This window comes from Anatilimnocola aquadivae, from assembly GCF_049819085.1.
GTDB lineage: Bacteria > Planctomycetota > Planctomycetia > Pirellulales > Pirellulaceae > Anatilimnocola.
Genome location: NZ_CP187419.1, coordinates 3414982 through 3437586 on the forward strand (window position 1 = coordinate 3414982; position 22605 = coordinate 3437586).

At 56.7% G+C, this 22605-nt stretch carries 15 protein-coding genes; 9 read left to right on the forward strand and 6 right to left on the reverse strand.

Annotated elements, in window-relative coordinates; genetic code table 11:
* Window positions 1-120 precede the first annotated feature (120 nt).
* On the forward strand, window positions 121-2262 hold the full coding sequence (locus NA78x_RS13845) for a terminase gpA endonuclease subunit (protein WP_425619039.1): 2142 nt from the start codon (window positions 121-123) through the stop codon (window positions 2260-2262).
* 72 nt (window positions 2263-2334) lie between these two features.
* Here NA78x_RS13845 and NA78x_RS13850 read toward each other — a convergent pair whose 3' ends face one another.
* From NA78x_RS13850 to NA78x_RS13870, 5 genes are all read right to left on the reverse strand, one after another.
* On the reverse strand, window positions 2335-3000 hold the full coding sequence (locus NA78x_RS13850; protein ID WP_425619040.1) for a response regulator: 666 nt from the start codon (window positions 2998-3000) through the stop codon (window positions 2335-2337).
* Window positions 3001-3039: 39 nt separating this feature from the next.
* Window positions 3040-4188, reverse strand: coding sequence for an HD domain-containing phosphohydrolase (locus NA78x_RS13855; protein WP_425619041.1), 1149 nt, complete (start codon window positions 4186-4188; stop codon window positions 3040-3042).
* Entirely contained in the window at window positions 4176-6557 is a 2382-nt protein-coding gene (locus NA78x_RS13860) for an ATP-binding protein (protein ID WP_425619042.1), read from the reverse strand. The genes NA78x_RS13855 and NA78x_RS13860 overlap by 13 nt, the downstream gene beginning before the upstream one ends.
* 866 nt (window positions 6558-7423) lie before the next feature.
* The gene (locus NA78x_RS13865) at window positions 7424-7936 is read right to left on the reverse strand and encodes a hypothetical protein (protein ID WP_425619043.1); all 513 of its coding nucleotides are present in this window, start codon (window positions 7934-7936) and stop codon (window positions 7424-7426) included.
* Window positions 7937-7954: 18 nt separating this feature from the next.
* Complete coding sequence (locus tag NA78x_RS13870; protein ID WP_425619044.1) at window positions 7955-9889, reverse strand: DUF4914 family protein; 1935 nt, start codon at window positions 9887-9889, stop codon at window positions 7955-7957.
* Window positions 9890-10498: 609 nt separating this feature from the next.
* Between NA78x_RS13870 and NA78x_RS13875 the strand changes: the two genes are divergently transcribed.
* From NA78x_RS13875 to NA78x_RS13910, 8 genes are all read left to right on the forward strand, one after another.
* A complete protein-coding gene (locus NA78x_RS13875) occupies window positions 10499-11413 on the forward strand; it encodes a YybH family protein (RefSeq protein ID WP_425619045.1) in 915 nt (304 codons plus the stop codon).
* A 419-nt stretch (window positions 11414-11832) separates the two neighbouring features.
* The gene (locus NA78x_RS13880) at window positions 11833-12834 is read left to right on the forward strand and encodes a hypothetical protein (protein ID WP_425619046.1); all 1002 of its coding nucleotides are present in this window, start codon (window positions 11833-11835) and stop codon (window positions 12832-12834) included.
* 14 nt (window positions 12835-12848) lie between these two features.
* Complete coding sequence (glgX, locus tag NA78x_RS13885) at window positions 12849-14930, forward strand: glycogen debranching protein GlgX (RefSeq protein ID WP_425619047.1); 2082 nt, start codon at window positions 12849-12851, stop codon at window positions 14928-14930.
* 4 nt (window positions 14931-14934) lie between these two features.
* Window positions 14935-15762 (forward strand): hypothetical protein, encoded by an 828-nt coding sequence (locus NA78x_RS13890; RefSeq protein ID WP_425619048.1) that lies wholly within the window; start codon window positions 14935-14937, stop codon window positions 15760-15762.
* Window positions 15759-17426, forward strand: coding sequence for a SulP family inorganic anion transporter (locus tag NA78x_RS13895; RefSeq protein ID WP_425619049.1), 1668 nt, complete (start codon window positions 15759-15761; stop codon window positions 17424-17426). The genes NA78x_RS13890 and NA78x_RS13895 overlap by 4 nt, the downstream gene beginning before the upstream one ends.
* Before the next feature lie 92 nt (window positions 17427-17518).
* On the forward strand, window positions 17519-18598 hold the full coding sequence (locus tag NA78x_RS13900; RefSeq protein WP_425619050.1) for a 6-phosphofructokinase: 1080 nt from the start codon (window positions 17519-17521) through the stop codon (window positions 18596-18598).
* A gap of 42 nt (window positions 18599-18640) precedes the next feature.
* A complete protein-coding gene (locus NA78x_RS13905; RefSeq protein ID WP_425619051.1) occupies window positions 18641-19447 on the forward strand; it encodes a TIGR00730 family Rossman fold protein in 807 nt (268 codons plus the stop codon).
* A gap of 67 nt (window positions 19448-19514) precedes the next feature.
* The gene (locus tag NA78x_RS13910; protein ID WP_425619052.1) at window positions 19515-21194 is read left to right on the forward strand and encodes a putative transporter; all 1680 of its coding nucleotides are present in this window, start codon (window positions 19515-19517) and stop codon (window positions 21192-21194) included.
* 22 nt (window positions 21195-21216) lie between these two features.
* Here the strand turns inward: NA78x_RS13910 and NA78x_RS13915 are convergent, their stop codons facing one another.
* A complete protein-coding gene (locus NA78x_RS13915) occupies window positions 21217-22440 on the reverse strand; it encodes an OprO/OprP family phosphate-selective porin (RefSeq protein WP_425619053.1) in 1224 nt (407 codons plus the stop codon).
* Window positions 22441-22605: the final 165 nt, after the last annotated feature.

A 22605-nucleotide genomic window follows, 5' to 3' on the forward strand; every position in this document is an offset into this window, starting at 1 on the left:
CCAACAGCTCAAGCCAGGCAGGCCGAATCTCAGCCGGAATTCAGCAGGTTTTCTCGCGCCGAGATTTAGGTCGACCGAAATCGTTCCGATTCGCACGCCCCAACAACGGATGAACTAGCTGTGGAGAAGATTCCCGAACTACGCAACAAGGCCAAGAAGCTGCGGCACCTTCTGCAGCAAGTGGAAGCCGTCCCGGGCGTGGGCAACGTCGCGGAACGGGATCGTGATATTCGCCGCAAGCGTGAACGGAGCGCCTCCAGCAAAACCGTCGTCGTTCCTTCTTGTGCAGATCCGGAGCGACGCACGCGGCTCGAGGCCGACGATGAAGCTTGGTTACGCTGGTACTTTGCGATCGAGAGCGGCTCGGAGAATCCCTTCTGGTATGACTTCACCGATCAGCAGAAGGAAATGATCGCAGCGATTCGCAACGCCATTCTGCACGGCGGCGATCAGTCGATCGCTGCCAGTCGAGGCGAAGGGAAGACCACGTACTTCGAACGGATGCTGCTCAAGTACACGCTGCAGGGACTCATTCGCTTCGCCGTCCTCTTCGCGGCCACGGGTAGCGCCGCCCAGGATTCGCTGGAATCGATCAAGCTGGAGATCGAGAACAACGATCGGCTGTGTGCCGATTATCCGGAAGTCTGTGTGCCGGTCCGCGCCTTGGAAAACACTCCTCAGCGCGCCCACTTTCAACTGGTGACTGGCAACCGCCCTGACAACGGCGAGCAGTACTTACCCACTTCCAGCCGCTTCTCCTGGTGTGGCCAGGAAATCTACCTGCCGAAAGTGCCCGGTTCACCCTCGGCCGGGGCAATCATTGCCACGCGGGGTCTCGATGCTGCCATCCGCGGTGTGAAGAAGAAGGGCCGCCGCGTCGATGTCGCCTGCATCGACGATCCGGACACCGAAGAAACGGCTCGGAGCCCCGAGCAGGCTGCCAAGCTTGAAGATCGCATCGATCGAGCGATCGCCGGCCTTGGTTCGCAGCAGCGGCGACTTGCGCGGGTAATGCTGACCACCATTCAAAATCGGGCTTGCGTCTCATTTAAATATACGGATCCCGATCAAAAGCCCAGCTGGAAGCCGAAACGGTTCCGCTTCCTCGTGAAGAAGCCCGACCGAGCTGATCTCTGGCAGGAGTTTGTCGCTCTTAAGCAGGCCGACTGGGTGAACGGCACGAACAGGGCCCATGAACTGTACCTGGCGAACCGTGAGTTGATGGATGCCGGCGCCAGCGTGGCGAATCCCAATCGTCACACTCCGGCGGAGGCCTCGGCGCTCGAGTTCTACTATTCGGAAGTCGCACGCTTGGGTGCTGATGCAGTGGCCACCGAATACGACAACGATCCACCGGCAGACGAATCGACGCAGAGGATCGTGCTCACCGCTTACCACATCCAGAACAACTGCCTGGGCGGTCTGGAGAAGCGCGAGGCACCAGAAGAAACCATTTGCATCACCGTGGGCGGCGATGTGCAAAAGCTAGGTCTGCACTGGGTCGCGATCGCCTGGAATGAGCACGGTGCCGGCTCGATTATCGATTACGACTTCTTTCCGTTCCTCACCGAAGGCCGGAAAGCAGCGGACTGCGAACTGCTGATTCTGGAAGGGCTGTTTGCCTGGCACGCCGCCCAGGAAGAGATTCCGTACACCACCCCGACTGGCGAGAAGCTGATCGCTGATCTCACGCTGATCGACCAAGGCTGGAAGGAGGAATCGTGGAACATTCAACCGGTGCAGCATTTTTGTGCGCAGGTCGGGTTCCATTCGTTCATTCCCTCGAAGGGCGAGCCGAACTACCGGCGGCCACTCGATTCGCCGCACATTCTGATTGGCGACAACTGGCACGTGGTCTTCCGTGGCGGGATCCCACTAGTGATGACGAACGCCGATCACTGGAAGCTGAAGGTGCATGAAGGCTTGCTATTGGAAGCTGGTCAACCAGGTGCACTTACCTTGTTCAACCCAGCGCGGGTCGACGGCCGCCGCAACGTTACCGGACATCTCAACTATTCGAAGCACCTTTTGTCCGAAACCTGGGAGACGCGGCATAAGCCTGGCTTCGGCGGCGCTCGGACTGGCTGGTGGAAGTCACCGAAGCCGAATCACTACTTCGATGCGACGTATCAGGCTATCTGTGCTCGTTCGATGCGAAGGATTTCGGTACTTTCGCCAGTCGCGTCTCCACCGCCACCGGTCGAACCTTACATACCTGCTGCCTACTATGACCCGTCAGCTGAGCGACGGAATCGTTGGTAAATGGTAGCTTCGAGTAGAATGCAGATCGCAACTTCGGAGCGTCGGCCGAAGCAGGCAAGCTTGAAAGGATAGTTATCGAGCGAACACGCCCATCAGCCAACCCATCCAGATGCCAGCGGCAAACGTAAGAACGTATGGTAACCAGCTGCTATTTGTCGACACGTGCTGAGCCTGCTCAGCAGACCGCGCGGCGGAACTTATCGAATTTGGTTGAGGCGCAGTTGCGATGATCGGCAATGAGTCTTCGGAGGGCTTACACCCGTGAGAAGCAGCATCGCAAAGTGATATCTCGCCAATGCTTGGATTCGATAAACGATCCACTGCCTGAGAAGCGGGCAAAGGCGTAAGGTCAGCAGTCCTGGCGTCGAGGAGGCAATTCGTGCGAGCGACTAGTTCATCATAATTGATGGGCTTGAACAGAATATCGGCGACGCCGCGCGACCGAAGATCACGTTCCAGTTTTGGTTCGGTGACGCCCGTGACGACGATCACAAGCGGAGGCTCAGATTGTGCCATCAGTTCGACGGCAAGGCGATGGCCGTTCATCTCCGGCATGTTCAAATCGGTAATGACAGCGTCGAACTTGGTCTGCGACACCAGTTCCAACGCTTGACAACCATTCGCAGCTACTTTGCAATCGAATCCGCTCCGACTGAACGTCCGCAACATCGCATGCCGCAGAGCGCCCTCGTCTTCGACGATAAGCGCTCGATACCTTTCGCCTGTGGCTGTTTTCATCGGCACGCATCCTCGAAGTAGTGCGAGGCTCTGGATTATTCAAACTACAGCATTGGTCCTGTAGTTGGCCGCAACGGCTTGGCCGAAATCTTGGGAGCCAAGATCTTGAGACACCGAATTGGACTCGGCAGAAAATGCCACGTCTGGATTGACCATTGAGATCTGTTGAATCTCTTCCAGAATCGCAAAGAACATTCCCAATAGGCCGGGATCAAAGTGTGTTTCCCGGCCTTGGCGTAAGATCGTCAGAACTTCGTCGTGCGGCAGCGCTTTGCGATAGACACGATCATGCGTCAGCGCGTCGTAGACATCGACGATGGCGAGAATCCGGGCTGATTCGGGAATCTCCTCGCCCCGAATCCCCTGAGGATAGCCCGTTCCATCCCATTTCTCGTGATGGTTCAGGGCGATTTCATGTGCTAACTTTAACATCGGCGAGGAAGACCCTTGCAACATTTGCGCGCCGATCGTCGTGTGCGTTTTCATCACGGCGAATTCGTCCGGCGTTAAGCGGCCGGGCCTCTGCAGAATCGAATCGGGAATTCCGATCTTTCCCACGTCGTGCATCGGTGCCGCCATGCGCAGTCGTTCGCACTCGCCTCGTGACCAACCGGCGGCCCGAGCGAGGGCTTCGCTGAACAGGCCGGTGCGACGGATATGAGCGCCGGTCTCTTCATCGCGAAAACTCGAAGCCGTCACCAACCGATGAATTGTCTCTTCGTGGGCTGAGCGAATCGTCTGAGTTTGCTCCTGCACACGGCGTTCAAGCTCTTCGGTATAACGGCGACGTTCCTTGCGGAGCTGAGTTCTTTCTAGCCCTTGCCGCACTTGAAAAATCATCTCCTCACGCTGCACGGGTTTCAGCAGGTAACCGCAGGCGCCTTGAGTCAAAGCGCGAATTGCCGTACTTGTTTCTCCGCATCCCGTGAGCATCAAGACAGCCTGATCTGGATCCGCAGCCTGCAAGCGGGCCAACAGTTGAATCCCGGAGACGCCGGGCATGTTGATGTCCGACGTCACCAGGTCGACGGCCTGCTCTTGGACCTGCTGCCAGGCGGATTCAGCATCGGCCGCTGAAAGACAACGAAAACCTTCCGCGCGGAGCCAACGAGTGAGTACATCGCGCACGAGAGGTTCGTCATCGACGACCAAAATTAAAGGAGCGGGAGAGTCGGTTATGCTGGACATAGTGCCCTCTGATCCAGAACTTGACGCACGGTCTGCAACAGAACATCGGGGTCACAAGGCTTCTGCAAAAACGGAAAGTGGCCCTCTTCTGTAAAACGTGCATAGGCCGTTTCGGGGTCATAGCCGCTGCAGAAAATCACCGGCAGGTTCGGCTTGAGTTGTGCCACTTTACGCTGGACATCGCGGCCGGATTGATGGGGCATGACGACGTCTAGCAGCAACAAATCGATCTCTTCCTGGTGCGCTTGAAAGGTGTCCCACGCTTCACGCCCATCGCGCGCGGTGAGCAAGCGATAGCCGGCTTTGGCCAACACCCGCACATAGACGTCGTGCACGAGTGGTTCGTCATCCGCCACTAGGATCGTTTCGATGCCCCTATGGCTCTGGCTGTCGTAGGTGACAACACTGACCGGTTGTTCGCAGTCGACGGTCGGCAAATAAATTCGAAAAGTGGTGCCGAGTCCGACTTCGCTGTAAACACGAATCGTTCCTTGGTGCTGCTGAACCATGCCATATACCATCGAAAGGCCGAGGCCCGTTCCCTTGCCGACCCCCTTAGTCGTATAGAACGGCTCGAAGATGTGCTCAAGAACTTCCGGCGGCATCCCAGTTCCAGTATCGGAGACGGTGATTGCCAAGTAGCGGCCCGGTTCGACGCCGGGGTGAACATCGCAATAATGTTGGCTCAGACAGAGGTCTTCCGACTTGATCAACAGCGTGCCGCCGTCGGCCATCGCGTCGCGGGCATTGATGCAGAGGTTCATTAGCAGCTGTTGAAAGTGGCCCGAATCGACGTGAATGGTGCCTACCGTCGGGTCCAATTTCACGTCAACGGCAATCGTGGCGCCGATGAGCGGACGCACCAACTTCACGAGGTCTTGAATCAACTGATTCGGATTCACATTCGTCAGTTCCAACGCCTGCCGGCGACCAAAGCCAAGCAATTGCCGGGTAAGCGCTGCAGCGCGATCGGCAGCGGCCAACACTTGCTGCAGATCCTGATAACGCTGTTCCTGTGCGTCCAGGCCTTCGAGTGCAAAACGCGTGTACGCCTGCATGGCCTGCAGCAAGTTGTTGAACTCGTGAGCGACTCCGCCGGCCAGCGTGCCGACTGCTTCCATTTTTTGAGATTGGCGCAACTGATCGTCTCGTTGCTTCAACTCGGCGGAAGCGGCCTGTGCCGACAGATCGGCTTGTCGGCGCTCAGTCAAGTCGCGAATCACATTGCCGAATCCAGCCAACTGACCGATTTCATCTCGCAGGGCGATGAGTTCGCACTGTGCCCAAAATTGGCTGCCGTCTTTGCGAGTTCTCCAGCCCACTTCTTTAATCTGCCCGCTTTCCACGGCAGCCAGTAGCCGAAATTCGGAGGCGATCGACGAGTCTGCCGCCGATGAATGAAGGAGCGTGAAATGCTGCCCGGTGATTTCAGACAGCGCGTATCCGGTTGTTGTTTCCGCACCGCTATTGCACGTCAGCACTTTGCCTTTCCGGTCGAGCATTAAGATCGCATAATCCTGAACACTCTCCGCCAGCAAGCGGAACATACCGATTTCATGGTTCTTCTGGGCCAGGTTGCGATTGGCCGACACTAACTCCTCAGTCCTTTGATTGACCCGCTCGTCCAATTCTTCAAACGCTGCTCGCAATTGGCTTTCAGCTGACTTGCGTTGACGATCCGTATAATTCAAAGCGGCCGCCGTCCAACCAATGGCTGCGACCAACAGCACCACGCTTGCCGTCGCCATCAAGGCACTGCCGAACTCGGAGTTATAAAGGCCCCATTGTTGCCCGAGCAGGCAGAGCCAACCGAGCGCAATGGGCACCATGGCTGCCACGGGCAACAGGCGACGGGCGGCCGATCCGCCGACATGAGTGTTTGTGAGCAGCGCCATCCCGCCGCGCTGGGGCCGACTGAATAAAATTCCGAGCGCAAGTAACTCAAAAGCGAGGGCAGTATTCGCAGCCATCGGAATATAAGCGCCCACTCCGTACATTGCGTGCGCACTGAAGGTATACCCAACTAGGCAGAGTAATCCCAGCACCGCGATGCAAGCTGCCAGGGCTTCCCCAGGAAATATCGACTTACGCCAGCGAACGTCGAGCAGCAGAAGTGAGAGTCCGATGAACGCAAACCCGGCGGCCGTGTTGGGCGCCATCCGATTTCCGGCCAATTGCTCGACAAACAGAAGTCGGTCGATGCCGGAATTCAAGCCCAGCAAGTAGTCGGCCAGCTTCGTAAGGCCAATCGCCGTGACGATTGCCGCGGGAACCTGGCTAACAGCAACCGACTTCACACGTAACGGAAAATGTGACAAACCCAGGGCCATCGCCGTCAGCAAGAATGCCAACGCGGTCGTGGGATTCATCGCAACCGTGCCGACAACGCCAGTTTTGAGGAAGTCGATATGAAATGCCCACCCGATTGTTGCACCGCTGCTCAGCAATAGCCCGAAAGCAGCGCACAGGAGAGAAGCGAATGTGAGTCGACTCATGACAGCTAACTATTTGCAGTAGTTGATTGTTTCGCGTCACTCAACACTACCTCAACTGCGGTTGAGCAACGTGCAACTACGACTGAGCAACTGCTACAATCCGAATCATCGATCAGTGTCCTGAGGGATCGGAGGCGACTCACCGTCATTCTGTCGTACTAAATCCGACCTTAAATTCGCATTGGACTCTTTAGTTCCACGCAGCTAGATAATTGCCTGCCAAATGTCATCAGAGATTTCGGAGGAGTGTTCCCTGGCAGATTGTGCCTATGCAATGGTCATACATCGAAATGATTTGCCGGCTGAACAGCGTACCGATCGCACGCGATCATTCCGGCAATTTCACTCTGAGCGAAGATTTGTCACTCTCGCGGTGCTGCTTCCGAAGTATCTGAAGCAGGTTCGGCAGCGTCAGTGTGTCGGATCGAAGCAGTTTCGTGAAACCGGACGTTTAACATCCGAGCCTTCGATTGAGCAACGCGACCGGATCCACTACTTTCAGTGAGTTCAAGTCTGCCGTTGCAGCACCAAGTTTTAGGGTGCGGACCAGTCAAGACTGGAGACGGCAACGCTTGCTGTGATGCTTTTATTGCGCTAGTTAAGGAGGAGGTGCCACAGGGACGAGCGATGACAGTTGGAATCGGGAACTGGTGTTTGGATCGATTCAATAGCTGCTTCGTGTTCTCCAGTTTCCGTCTTCGTTGAAAGCTCTTCGTGGTCTAAACCAAGAGCTTCCTTTCTTAAATCGATTTGTCTGGACGGCTGGTGGCGGTCAGGTTTGTGACCAACTGGGATAAGCTGTTCCGTACTGATTCAGCTGTGTATGGATCTTCTTGATCTGGTGGGCAGCCCGGTTTCTCGAAGTAGGGGCGCTCGCCGTAGACGCGTCCCCATTCACAGTCGACGGCCCGAACTAACTCTTGAAGCAAGTAATCGGAATCCAAGACTCGTTGCACAAAACTCGCCAGGACAACGAGTGGCTGATCAAGATTATTCAGCAGTAGTACGCTTTCCCGGACTTGTCGGAACAGAACGGCAGGGAGCGCACCGGCGGGGCTATTCAAGTGCCGTTCCAAGTAGCGCTCGATTACCGCTTCAGCTTGCTGTTTTCCGGTTGCGGGAGAGACGCCCTTCATCGCGCCCGGGCCGGCGAGACGGCCGATGGCCTCAGCGAGTGTGAATTTGCGTCCCTCGCGAATCTCGTTTACCAGATTCGGTGGCAATTGATCGGACTTCTGTTCGTTTTCGCCCATCGGCTCACCTGCCTGTGGTCAAACCGCGTTGGTCAGTGCTTCGTACTGCTCAATCGAAGCGCCGTCTAAGCACGCGGTAATCATTTGATCCCCCAACGGATCAAGCTCGGGATTGCGGAACTGTGCGAGTTGCTCGTGGAAGAACTGGGTAAGCTGCTTAGCGCCAATATCGTAGGCCTCCACCCCGACCTCTGGCTGAACAGACACGTCGAAAAACTGGGGGTCCATCATTTGCCCCTCTAATTCCAGGCTGCGAGGATGGTGTCCCAACAGGGGACAACGCGAGGCAATCAAATTATCCTTGGGAATCGTGGTTCGCTTCGCGCGAGCGCGGGCAAGGCACTCGCGGGCAATCCATTGAGGTGCAAAACCAACCTTCCATGAGCCGATGTGTTGATTAGGAATCAGCGCGAACAGCGTGGAAGAGGTATCCACAATCTGATGCAACAGGATGTTCGCTTGATCGACGCGACGTCCCGTGGCAAAGGGCCAATACGAGCCGACCCCTTCCGACTGCATCCCTTCCTGCGAGACGATCGACGGATTGCCGTGACCGCGCGGGGCCACCAATCGCCACAACCAGGCCAGCGCCGGGGGCAGCACGTGAAACATGCCGACGATGCCGTAAGTGGGTTTCTCGCGGGTGCAGGGTGGACAGCGAATGCCGAAGCTCCGAATATCGACAGTTACTGCTTCTTTCACCACTCCAGGAATATAGTCTCGAGGAATTACCAGCCGGGGATTTGGACAGCGGACACCGGGCTTGTCTTCAATATGTTCCCAAATCAGCGTGGTAGCCCCTGGTTTGGCTTCCATGTTCAAGAACAGCAACGGTCCTGGCGGATGAACGGTTAAGCGCTCCAGCGCCGGATCGGTGCCATAGTTTTGGATGTGGTTGACGCGAACAAACCAACCCTGCTCCGCATCGACCAAAGACAACTTGCGATCAATGCCATCTTGCTTCTGCAAATCGGGATGACAAAGCGCCATGTCGTCAGTCACAGGTCGCAAGTCACACCCTTGCGGAAGAGTGACATATTGGGTGTCGTTGCTGACGAGATTGGTTCCCAATCGTAGGCGGCCATCAGGCTCGCGATGCACGGCTTCCAACATCTCGCTCTTGCCGCTGCCTGATGCCCCTTCGTGCATGATCACGGTGACATGCTTATCGGGCGTTGTCGCGAGAACGGTCGAGCAGTGCGCCGTGGTCCACGGGATTTCTCCTCGTTCGCCTGCTGTCAACAGCATGCCGTAAACACCCTTTTTCGCGGAAGGCCCTGGATAGAGGTTGTAACTGAACAACTCGTGCAAACCGGCTTCCTCGAAGCGTCGATTGTGTACGACGATTTGCTTGCCATTGAAATGCGTATGACGAAAGACTGGGGCCGTATAAAGGACGGCATGGTGGTGGTAGTCGGCACCTAATTGCCGAATCCGTTCCAATGGAATGATCCCTTGCAACATGGCCAACCCCAGGGCGAAGAAGCCTGCGTTGGCTGGACAGATTGCAACTGCATTCATGGCCCGACCGGGCAGGCCCGACTCGAAGAAAAAGCAGGCGATAGGCTGCGTCTTCAACCAGTCCAGTGTCTCTTGTCGCAGGGGCGCGAATTCTTTTCCAAAACGCTCGCTGTACGTCGGCTTGTCGGTTGGACCTTTGTCGCCAATCACCATGCAATCGGAATCTCGCCGGCGCATGTATGGCTCCGGATAATTGGCAGCGATACCGTTGCGCACTCGGCAAACCCTCGCCTCGGTAACAAAGTCAGTGCCAGGAACGTCGTAGCCGACGGTGTAGTATCCTTGCGCGTCGCACTTTTCCGCAGGAACGGCAAGTGCCACCAATTCTTCAACCGAGCCGACGAGGGTCAAGCGGTTTTCCTGATCTGCGGCTTGAAGTACGGAAAGTGCCGAATGCGAAAGTGTGATTTGTGGCAATTGTTTTAAGGACATATTGATCGCTCTGTAAGACGTTTGGTTTTAGTATTTGTGTGGCGCGACAGACTTGTTAGCGGGAGAACGTCTAGCAGAATTGTCTCGCTGACGCGCGCAACCCGCCAGCTATGCATCACAAATCGGTGCGAGTTCCGATTTGGTGTACTCGACGGAGATTTGACTCTCGATCTCTATGCCCTTGGCCCTGGATCTTAACAGTTCCTGAGCCAGTTGCTTCTAGTAGAACGAGCTGATAACGCTGCGGAGCACGATCTGATTGCCACTGCGATCTAACTCAACCGCTCGGATTCCGGTGACATCGCTTCGCCTGAGGATTTCTTGAAGTTCAAACGCGTCATCGGCGACCTGTTTCATCGGTCTACCTTTCGCTTTGGGCAGGAGATAAATGCGTAGCTGGAAAAGTATTCGTAATGTCCCACAGGGTTCGGTCGAATTCAATCTCTGAGAAGGGGCCACCTAGTTGGCTCAAACACGCCGCGGAATTGACTTCAATTGGCGCTGGGATATGCTGCAATCGCTTTTCTGCGATAGGCGTATAGCCGGGTGCAAATCAACGGCGCTTATCTCTCGACAACTTCGTAATTTGCAATTGGATCGGAGGAGCTCATGAGGACCAGAACGTGTTGGAGTTGGTTTTCAACTTTCCTGCTCGCGGCACTTTGTTTCGCGATGAGGGGCCAGACCGCCGCGGGACAATCGCCTGACGAGGCGGCAATTCGACAAGCTGTCGAAGAATACGTAGTGGCGTTCAACAAAGGGGACGCTAAAGCGCTCGCGGCGTTCTGGTCTCCGGAAGCCGTCTATACCCAGCCGGACACAGGTGAGCAAGCTGTTGGTCGCGAAGCGATCGAGAAGTTGTTCATTGCGACGTTCGCCGCGGCAAAAGGTGCCAAGCTTGAAGCCGCGACGCAAAGCATTAAGTTTGTCTCGCCCAACGTGGCGATCGAGCAGGGGACTGCCAGGGTGCTGCAGGGCAAAGGTGAAGTTGAGGAATCGGAGTATTCAGCGGTTTATGTCAAACGCGACGGAAAATGGCTGCTCGATCGCGTGACGGAAGTAGAACCGCTGGTACCGCACTCCAACTACCAGCACCTGAAAGAACTCGAATGGATGGTTGGCACCTGGCTCGACCAGGATGAACAAAGCACGATCGAGACGTCGTGCCATTGGGCCAAGAATCAGAACTTTCTGATTCGCTCGTTTACGGTAGCCATTCGCGATCGAGTGGCTCTCTCTGGAATGCAGATCATTGGTTGGGATCCCGCTGCCAAGAAAGTCCGCTCCTGGGTTTTCGATTCGGACGGTGGGTTTGGCGAGGGATCGTGGAGCAAGAAGGGTTCAGCCTGGCATGTGCAAACGACCGGTACACATGCTGACGGAAGAAAAACATCTTCAGTCAACATCATCAAGAAACTGAATGACGATCAAATCACGTGGCAGATTGTGAACGGCCAAGTTGGTGACGAGCTCGTACCCAACACTGAAGAAGTGCTTGTCGTTCGGCAAAAGTCGGCCGAGTGATCCTGCGTCAAATCTCCTCTCAAAACAAATGTTCTGCAGGTGCAACAATGAAGCGAGCTTTAATCTGCGTGGCGCTCTTCACGATGTTTTCGATGTACATGACAGATGCCTTGGCCCGCGGCGGTGGTGGTGGCGGGCGTGGAGGTGGCGGAGGTGGGTTTGGAGGCGGAGGAGGAGGTGGACGTGTCGGTGGCGGAGGTTACGGCGGAGGCGGCATGTCGCGCGCACCATCGGTGAGCCGGCCCGCTCCAAGGCCAGCTGCTCGTCCGTCCACGCCGAATATCTCGCGCCCTTCCAATGTTGCGCGTCCTTCGCCCCCCAGAGCCTCGAACCCGATCGCCAATCGACCGGCCACCGGAGCAGGAAGCGTCCGTCCTGGCACCGGAGCAGTTGGTTCCATGCCGCGACCAGGAACTGGAGTGGGCACCCGACCATCGAATGCGCAACTGCAAAACTTCCTGGATCTAAAAAGTGGACCGTCGGCGGGAGCGCTGCCGGCCAATCGACCTGGCAATGCCGCTGCAGACTTCTTGCAGAATGGAGGAAATCGACCGAGCCAACTTCCAGCGAACCGACCAGGCACGGGAGATCGCCCGGGGATTGCTAACCGACCCGGTGTGACCAACCCGATTGCCGGAGTTCGACCTGGCGTTGGTGACCGCCCCGGAGTAGGTGATCGAGCGGGGATTGGCAATCGCGCCGACATTGACCATCCGATCTCGGGGCGTCCAGACCGAATTCAGAATCGCCAAGATCGGCAGGACAACCGCGTTGGGCGTCGCGACGAAATTCGTGACCAGATTCGCGAAAATCACCCTCGACTCGATTTCTGGGCAGACCATCCCAACTGGGCGGCTTGGCGAATCAACCGGCCTTACCGGTGGGCTACGTGGGCAGCGATCACCGGATGGTGCGGCGGTTACGGATGGTCGGAATCCACGGACTACGCCTACGGCGAAAACGTCTACTACGACGATGGCCAAGTCTATTACGGCGATATGCCGGTAGCGACCGAAGAGGAGTACACCGAGCAAGCCGAGCAGATTGCCGCTAGTGCCCCAGACGTTGCGGCTGACAAGGCCGAATGGATGCCATTGGGCGTTTTCGCCCTGACTCCGGATGGCCAAAAGTCCGGCCCGAGTCCCACGCTCTTTCTGCAATTGGCGATCAGCAAAGAAGGTGTGATCAACGGACTGTTGCACAACACCACGACGAACAGCACTCAGGATATTGAAGGCATGGCAGACAAAGGTTGCCAGCGCGCGGCCTGGACGGTGAAAGACAAATCACGTCCGATCATAGAGACCGGAATTTCCAACCTCGCCTCCGACACCGCCCCCGCGCTAATCCACTTCGCCGATGGGACCACGCAGCAGTGGCTCATGGTTCGGCTGGAAGAGCCAACTGCTACGAAACAATGAACAAAGCACCAGCCATGTCAAAATCAGTTTCGCTTGCTCCCGGCAGCAGCTCGCCGCTGGGAGCAACGGTGAACAAGAAAGGTGTCAATTTCAGTCTCTTCTCTCGACAGGCAACCGCAGTCGAGTTGTTGCTTTTTGACAATGGGGACGATGTAGCTCCCAGTCAAATCCTGGCGCTCGATCCGATCTCGCAACGCACCTATCACTACTGGCATTGTTTCGTGCCGCGGTTGAAAGCAGGTCAGCTTTACGCCTATCGAGTCCACGGACCAGACGCAACTGACCGTGGTCTCCGCTTTGATCCGCTCAAAGTGCTGCTCGACCCGTATGGCAAGGGCGTTGTCGTTCCCAAGGGCTATTCGCGGGGCGATGCGACACAACCGGGAGCGTGCAGCACTCCTTCCATGAAGAACGTCGTCGTCGATCCTAGCCAATACGATTGGGAAGGTGACCGGCCACTTCAGCGCCCCGGAGCGCGCACGATCATTTACGAGATGCACGTCCGCGGATTCACACGCAATCCGAATTCCGGTGTGTCCGCTGAACTCAGTGGCACCTACGCCGGATTGATCCAGAAGATTCCGTATCTGCAACAGCTGGGCATTACGGCCGTCGAACTACTCCCCGTATTTCACTTCGACGCGCAGGACTGCCCGCCTGGCAAAACAAACTACTGGGGCTACGCTCCACTTTCCTTCTTCGCGCCGCATCCCGCGTATAGTTCGCGGCCCGATCCACTGGGCCCGCTCGACGAATTTCGAGACATGGTGAAAGCGCTGCATCGCGCGAACATTGAAGTCATTCTCGACGTTGTCTTCAACCATACAGCTGAAGGAAATGAACGCGGTCCAACGCTTGGCTTTCGCGGCATCGACAACCCAACGTATTACACGCTCGAACAAGGCGGCAAATACTATGCGAACTACACGGGTTGCGGCAACACGCTGAACGCCAATCACCCGATTGTTCGGCGACTGATCGTCGACAGCCTGAAATATTGGGTCGAGGTGATGCATGTCGATGGCTTTCGCTTCGATCTCGCCTCCATCCTCACGCGCGATGCGACGGGCCAGCCCCTTCCTAATCCACCAGTCCTGTGGGATATCGAATCCGAACCGGCACTCGCGGGCACGAAGCTCCTAGCGGAGGCCTGGGATGCAGCTGGCCTTTACCAAGTCGGCAGTTTTGTCGGCGATGCCTGGAAGGAGTGGAACGGCCGGTATCGCGATGACGTGCGCGACTTCATGCGGGGCGAACCGGGGGCCGTGCGCGGTCTCGCCGATCGGATTGTTGGCAGCCCGGAGGTTTACGGACATAAGGAGCGGGAAGCTGAACAGAGCATCAACTTTGTAACGTGTCATGATGGCTTCACGTTGAATGATCTCGTTTCCTATAACGAGAAGCATAACGAAGCCAATGGCGAACAAAATCGCGATGGCGCGAACGACAATCGGAGCTGGAATTGTGGTGCAGAAGGGCCAACCACCGCCGCCGCGATCGAACGACTCCGTAATCGCCAGGTAAAGAATTTTCTCGCTATCAATCTGCTCTCGCTCGGCGTCCCCATGATTTTGATGGGGGACGAATTGAGGCAAACGCAGCAGGGGAATAACAATGCGTACTGCCAGGACAACGAACTGAGCTGGCTGGACTGGTCACTCCTCGAAAAGCATGCCGATGTGCATCGCTTTTTCAGCCTGCTGTGCGCTCGTCGAGCGATACGCGACATCGAGCATGAGCGAAACCGTGTGAGCGTGAATGCCATGCTGCGCGAAGCCACTAAGGCCTGGCATGGAGTGAAACTGAATCAACCCGATTGGGGCGATGGCTCGCGAAGCATCGCGCTCAGCGGTGAATTGCGCCGCGAAGGACTGCTGTTCTACATCATCCTTAACGGATTTTGGGAGTCGCTGGATTTTGAACTGCCGCCGCTGGAAGAGTCAACCTGGCGACGGTGGATTGATACGGGGCTCGATTCGCCGCTCGACATCTCCGCGTGGCAGGAAGCGCCGGCGCATGTCGGAACCACCTATCGAGCCGTCTCCCGTTCGGTGGTCATGCTTTACGCTCACAAATCTTTAACCGACTCGCCGTGAGCCGATGTCTTCCACACCTCTCCCAATCGCCGAAGACATGCTCGAATGGTTCCTGCGCGGCTTTACTGCCCGTGATCTAACTGAGCCGCTGTTGTCCGTCGATGAGACGTCTCCGATCGCGGCTGCCCAGAGCGTCATTTCGACCAGCGGTGCCCACGTAGTTGGAGTTCGCCGACATGGCTTGATTGCCGGATGGTTTAGCGAAGAAGAGTTGGCAACCGTCAACGAACGGAGGTGCTGCCATCCCTTCGCAGAAGCAACGGTCGTCAGCGAAAACTCGCCGCTCAGTGATGTGGTCTGTTTGTTGCATGCTCAGCCCAGGTTATTCGTGCGTGCCTTTGGACAAATCTCGGGAGTCATTCCGCGGGCCGCTATCGAAAAGCCTCCGCTTCGCATGTGGCTTTTCGGTCTGATCACCATCAGTGAACAGCGGGTCACGGGCTTGATAGATGAGTTTTTTCCAAGCGATAGTTGGCAAGAGCAACTCTCCAGTGGCCGACTCGCCAAGGCGCGAGAACTGCAGGCGCTGAGACGAGCCCGCGGCCAACGACCCACGCTACTGGACTGCCTGCAGTTTGCTGACAAAGGTCAAATCGTGGCGCGCAACGAATCGCTACGCATCCGGACGCGGTTCGATTCTCGAAGAGAAGTGGAGAGGTTTGTGCAGGCGTTGCAGGATCTGCGCAATAACCTGGCTCATGCTCAGGATATTGCCGGCAACTGGGACATTATCAACGAGTTAGCAAACAATGTGCATCGCATCGTGTGCGGGGCAGACTCCGGTTTGACGAACGACAGATCGCCGGAGGCAACCTCGGAGCTGCCACCATGAGTTCGCGGAGTTTGTTGCCGATCACCGAGTGGCTGCCGCGGTACGAACGGGCGTGGATGAGTAGTGATCTGATCGCGGGGATCACACTCGCCGCATATGCAATTCCCGTATCGCTGGCGTATGCGACGCTCGCCGGCCTACCGCCACAAATGGGACTGTACTGCTACCTGGTGGGCGGCCTGGGTTATCTCGCGTTCGGGTCGTCGCGGCACCTGGCGATTGGCCCAACTTCTGCGATCTCGTTGCTGCTCGGCGTATCACTACTGGATATATCTCACGGCGATCCAGGCAAGCTGGCGGTCCTGGCGTCCATGTGCGCCATCGTGATGGCCGGCGTCTGCGCCGTCGCCTGGTTGTTTCGGCTGAGCGCGCTAGTGAATTTCATCTCCGAAAGCATCCTCACGGGCTTCAAGGCCGGCGCCGCGCTCGTGATTGCTGCAACCCAGTTGCCCAAGCTGTTTGGTGTGAAGGGGGGCGGCGATCATTTCTTTGAGCGCATCTGGCTGCTGCTTCAGAAAGTCGAAACTACTCACTTGGTGACGCTGGCTGTCGGGTTAGGAGCCATCGCGCTACTGGTGGCGGGCGGACGTTTCCTGCCAGGTAAACCGATTGCTTTGGTCGTGGTGATTCTCTCGATCGTTACCGTCTGGTTCTGGCAACTTGACCAGCGAGGAGTGAGAACGGTAGGCGACATTCCCGCTGGCCTGCCTGCGTTTCAGTGGGCTGCGCTCGATCTTTCGCAGCTCTCTTTGCAGGACGGCAGGCAAATAATCCGCCTGGCTTGCGCTTGCTTTTTGCTGTCATACATCGAGAGCGTGTCCGCGGCCAGGACGTTTGCCTTGAAACATAAATACGAAGTCAATTCTCGTCAGGAACTGCTAGGGCTTGGCGCTGCCAGTCTGTTTGCTGGGCTTTTTCAGGGTTATCCGATCGCCGGCGGGCTATCACAGACAGCGGTCAACGAACGGGCCGGCGCCAGAACGCAAATGTCGCTGCTGGTTGCCTCGCTGGCTATTGGTTGCGTGCTGCTCTTCCTAACCGGCTTCTTTCGCACATTGCCCGACGCAGTCCTGGCGGCCGTGGTGCTGGTTGCCGTAAAGGGGCTCATCGACATCAAGGAACTGCTCCACCTCTGGCGAACCAGCCGCCTCGATTTTGCGGCAGCAGGCGTCGCATTCTGCGGAGTGCTGTTGATGGGCGTGCTCGACGGCGTCCTGATTGCCGTGCTCGCCTCGATCCTGATGTTGCTGGCCCGCAGCTCACGCCCCTACATCGCTTTCCTTGGGCGAATTCCGGGGACGAATCGCTTCTCCGATCTCGCGCGCCATTCTAAGAACGAGCCGATTCCCGGGGCCATCGTCTTCCGCGTGCAGTCTTCACTCTTGTACTTCAATGTCGATCACGTCTTGGAACTTGTTCGTCAGCGGGCCGATTCAACCTCTGGATTGCAGCGAGTCATTTGCGATCTGTCCAATGTTCCCTATGTGGATGTGTCCGGAGCGAGAATGCTGCTCCGGCTCCATGAAGAGCTTCAATCGCGCGGGATTTGGTTCAAAATCGTGGAGGCGCACGGGCCGGTGAGAGAGATACTGCGAGCTGAAGGCTTGGACGAAAAGATCGGTCCAATCACGAGACTAGAATCACTGGCTGCCTTGCTCGCGTGACTGTTGGGGGCTTTGTCTTTACTATCGCAAGCACATCGGTCATGCTCTTGAGCTTATTTTTTTCAGGAGGACCGCACTCGCGGGATCTACACATGTCGACAATTGGAATCGTCACCGGGGGCGGAGATTGCCCGGGGTTAAACGCTGTCATCAGGGCCGTAGCCAAAGCCGCTCATCGTCGCGGCTGGGAAGCTGTCGGCATCTTGGGCGGATACGAAGGGCTGCTCGCTCCGCAAAAGACGAAACCACTCGTCGGAGATGCACTCAACGGTTTGCTGGTTCGGGGCGGCACTATCCTGGGCACTGCCAACCAAGGAAGGTTCTCGGCCAAGGTTGGTCATGGAACCCTGCGGCAATTGCCAACCGAGTTGCTCGAAGAAACCAAGCGCGGTTGCGAACAACTGGGATTGATGGGTCTTGTTTCTATCGGGGGCGATGGCTCGTTGTCCATCGCGCAGCAGATGTTCGAGTATGGAATTCCCGTTGTGGGAGTCCCCAAAACCATCGACAACGATCTCGCCGCCACGATGATGACCTTTGGCTTTGACTCTGCCGTCGCTTGTGCCACGGAGGCGCTCGATCGACTTCATAGCACGGCCGAAAGTCACCAGCGGGTCATGGTTCTGGAAGTGATGGGCCGATATGCAGGCTGGATTGGCATCTACGCTGGCGTGGCTGGCGGAGCCGATGTGATTCTGATTCCTGAAATCCCCTTCAACTACGAAAGCGTCTGCGCAAAGGTTAAAGAACGCGAGGCACGCGGCAAGATGTTCAGCATCGTCGTGGTCGCTGAAGGGGCTCGTGAAGCCGGCGCCGACTTTGTCACTTCCGGCAGTTCGACACAACCCCGCGAAGCGCGCCTGGGCGGAATCGGCGCTCAGGTCACTGCTCAGATTCAGGAGCGCACTGGCAAGGAAACTCGCTGCGTCGTATTGGGACACTTGCAACGTGGTGGCAGCCCGACCAATATGGACCGCGCACTCTGCTCGATCTTTGGCGCGAAGGCTGTCGATCTCATCGCGGAGAAGAAGTTCGGTCAAATGGTGTCCTATACGGGCACAGGCGTTACGAGCGTCTCATTAGACGAAGCAACGAAGGAGTTGCGGACGGTGCCACTAGACGGTGGATTTGTAACTGCTGCCCGCTCACTCGGCGTTTGTTTGGGAGACTAAAAAATTTCCTCTCCATCACACAATCCATGAGGCGGGAACTTCATGTCAGAACTAGGGAAAGAACCTTCGGTTGACCTCGATGCCTGGGAAAAGGCTTGGCAAGAACACTGGAAGAAGGCAGGCTTTACCTCCTACGAGTTGAACCTGCCGGATACAGAGGCAGCCAACCGCGAACGCAACTTCCTCACGCAGACGCGTACTCCCGAGCGTGAAAAGGCTCGACTCAAACGCATCATGGCCGAGTTTGAACGCGGCTTTGAGCGGCTGCACAAGCTCGGCCCAGCCGTCACCGTCTTTGGCTCGGCGCGATTTAAGCCGGGGCACCCGCATTACGAACTCGCTCGCGAAGTTGGCCGAGAACTAGCTCGTGCCGGTTTCACTACGATCACCGGTGGCGGCCCCGGAGCCATGGAAGCCGCGAATCGTGGCGCTCGCGAGGTCGGCGGCCCATCTTATGGACTGAACATCAAGCTACCGCACGAACAGGACGCAAATCCGTACATTGATGAGAACGTCGAGTTCAACTACTTCTTCGTCCGCAAGGTGATGCTCGTTAAATATTCCTGCGCCTACATCGTCGTACCTGGCGGCCTCGGCACGCTCGATGAGTTATACGAAGCGGCGACGTTGATTCAATGCGGAAAGATTGGTCCTTTTCCTCTCGTCCTGCTCGGGCGTGAGTTTTGGAAGGGAATGCGCGACTTCTTGCTCTTCATGGTTGACCAAGGAGTATTCGACGCCAAGGAGATCGGCTTCGGAAAGATTGTCGACTCTCCGGGTGAAGCCGTTGAAATGGTCGTTCGCAGTTTGCCAGCGTCTGTTCGCGAGCATCTGAAACCAATCAAGTGACATGTGTGAACGGATCCACGCCCACGCCGGGGTGAAGTCTTCGCAATTTAGGCTACGATAGCGGCCTATGCTTGACTGGATTTTTGAGATTTCGCAGACCAGCCCCGTTGGGCACACCATCGGATTACTGACGCTTGTATGCGCGCTAGGTATGGCGCTCGGCAGCATTAAGTTCAAAGGCATCCGACTCGGCAGTGCCGGCGTTTTGTTCGTTGGCATCCTGGTGGCCAGCGTCAGTGATCCCATCAACAAGCCGACACTCGACTTCGTGAAAGAATTTGGGCTGGTCCTGTTTGTTTTCACGATCGGTTTGCAGTTGGGCCCCGGATTCTTTGCATCACTCCGTTCCGATGGCGTGCAGTTGAACCTATTAGCCGCGGCGCTGGTTATTACCGCGGGCGTAATGACTCCGCTCTTGGGATGGTTATGCGGGATTGAACGCCACGCCTTCGCAGGGCTCTTCGCGGGTGCATCGACAAACTCACCGGCACTTGGTGCTGCTCAGCAATCATTTGCTTCGCTGCCAAATGCGTCACCGGAACAATTGGCGATTCCCGCCTTGGCGTGTGCTGTTACCTATCCCATCGCCATCGCGGGACTGCTGGGGGTATTGATCCTGATCAAGGTAATTTTTCGTATTGATCCCGAGCTGGAGGCGCGGGAATTTGCTACCGCGCGGAGCAAGACAAGCGCGCCTCTGCTGCGCTGGACACTGATCCTGGAGAACTCCGAGTTCGTAGGGCTCACGCTGCGCGAAATCTATCGCCGCACCGGCGACGGGGTGGTAGTTTCGCGAGTTCGGCACGCCGATGATGCTGTCGTGGCCGCGGCACTACGCACTACCCAACTTCAATTGGGCGATGTGGTACTAGCTGTCGGTCCGGAGACGCTCCTTGCTACGTTTCAGGCCCAGTTCGGGCCAATGAGCGAGGAGGATTTGCTGCTTGCTCCGGGCAACATTACTTATCGGAAGATCATCGTGACTGACAAGCGAGCACTCGGCCAAACCGCCGAAGAGCTTGGCCTGGAGAGCAAGTTTGGCGTGGAACTAACGCGCATTACGCGAGGCGATTCAGAAATGACCGCGGTGCCAGGCTTACGCCTGCAGTTCGGAGATGTCGTTCAAGTCGTCGGCACGGAAGAACAACTGAAGCATGTAGCTGCTCACTTGGGCAATTCCTTGAAGAAGCTGAATGAAACGCAGTTCATCCCGTTATTTGCCGGCATCTTCCTAGGCGTCATCGTCGGCTCGATCCCCTTCGCGTTACCCGGCCTGGCAGTTCCATTACGCATCGGACTCGCCGGCGGTCCGTTGATCGTCGCGCTCTGTTTGGGACGACTCGGACATGTCGGCGGCGTTGTCTGGCACATGCCACAAAACGCGAACCATGCCTTTCGTGAATTTGGCGTCGCGCTTTTCTTCGCAGCATTGGGCCTAGCGGCCGGTGATCAATTCTTTGCTGCCGTTTTCAGTCCCCGCGGCATGGTGTGGGCTGCGGTCGGCTTCGCAATCACGGTCACACCACTGCTCGCAGTGAGCATCTGGGCGCGCGCGATCAACAAGATGAACTACGTTACGCTTGGCGGAATGTTGTCCGGGGCGATGACGAATCCGCCAGCACTCACCTTTGTGAGCAGCCTCTGCAAAAGTGAATCTCCTACTCTGGCTTATGCGACCGTGTACCCCCTGGCGACCTTACTGCGGATTCTTGTGGCACAAGTTTTGGCCTTGACGTTTTGTAGTTGAATCCTGAACGGCTCAAGTTGGCTTACCAAAACACACCAAGCCGCATCGCGAAAAGATGGGCCACACTGCTGCCGGTATTCGGTTCTTCGGGGATGGCGAGGGAGTAGTTCGCCATGAGCCGAACATTATCGGTTAGATACCAGTTTGCGCCGAAGGTGAATTCAGGCAAGCGGATGCCCACGAACTGTCCTCCTGGACCTAGCGGTGTATCTGCATCCTGTACATCGAGGTAGGCAAAGCGAGCAGTCAGTTCCCATGCTCCCCAGCCGCATTCACGTTCGCAATTAGCAGGACCGCGGAACAACGGGCGATTCACTCGAACGGGTCCAAAGACTCCGTTTGTCTCCTGATACGGACGATGTTCACCCGTGATGAACCAGCCGCCATCCACGTGTACGCCGTGAAAGAACACCGGCGCGCCGCCTAACTGGTCAATCCAAGATCCGTACCATTCGGTCTGGAACCAGACCGGCCCGCGAGCTGCGGCAAGTTGGAGATTCGTTAACTGCTGAAAACTCGCGGGAATTTGAAGTTGAGGCACGAAAGGCGATGCAGCAACATCGCCGAAGCCAATCAAAGGGGTTTGCGGCTGCTGATTGACGATTATTATTCCTCGTTCCGGAAATCGAGCGGAGAGTGCAATCCCCAAATGCAGCAAGTTCTCCCCGTTACCTTCGTTGATCGGCGCAGCGGTCATCCGCCCTGTCAGGCCGAAGGTACTCCCCGGGCCCGTTTCAAAGTCATTGACATCACTCCCCGCTTGATACACGCCCAACGCGAAGGTGGTCGAATTGCAGGGTTCCGTACGGAACAAACTCAAGCCCCAGTTTCGTGCGGGGGCCAGGATGCTCGCCACGGAACACTCCATGAACGGCAGCGTAAACGAGGGAGTATTAATCTCGAAGCTAAATGGCTCCAGATAATGGCCCACGCGGATCTCTCCGCCTGTTTGGAAATCACCCAGGCCGACAAATACATCGCGCAGAACGACATTGCCATCGGCCAAATCAATCACCGACATGTATCTGCCAAAGGCGACTCGTCCTTCTGCACCGACCCAGGCGCGCCGCAGTCCGACCGCATCCCCCAAGTCACCAAACGTCGCTTCGTTCGCTGAACTTTGTGCTGTAGCCAAGAAATCGGCATCAACGCGTCCGCGAAGTTCAAAGCTGGGCGACTCGGGCTCTTTTGCACTAACCGCGACGAAAGCTGCACACCAACCGATGCAAGCAATCAAACCGAACACAAATCGTGTTGCGTTTATCAACCGGTCGCGAGTAGTCGTAGCGTATCCCACATCGTTTTCATCGTGGGCGATTGCACAGAGGTTAAGCAATTGCGCGAGAGTGACGTCTGCGTAAGTTACGCGACTTTTGCGGCAGTACGAGTGCTAGCGATTGACTATGGTCAA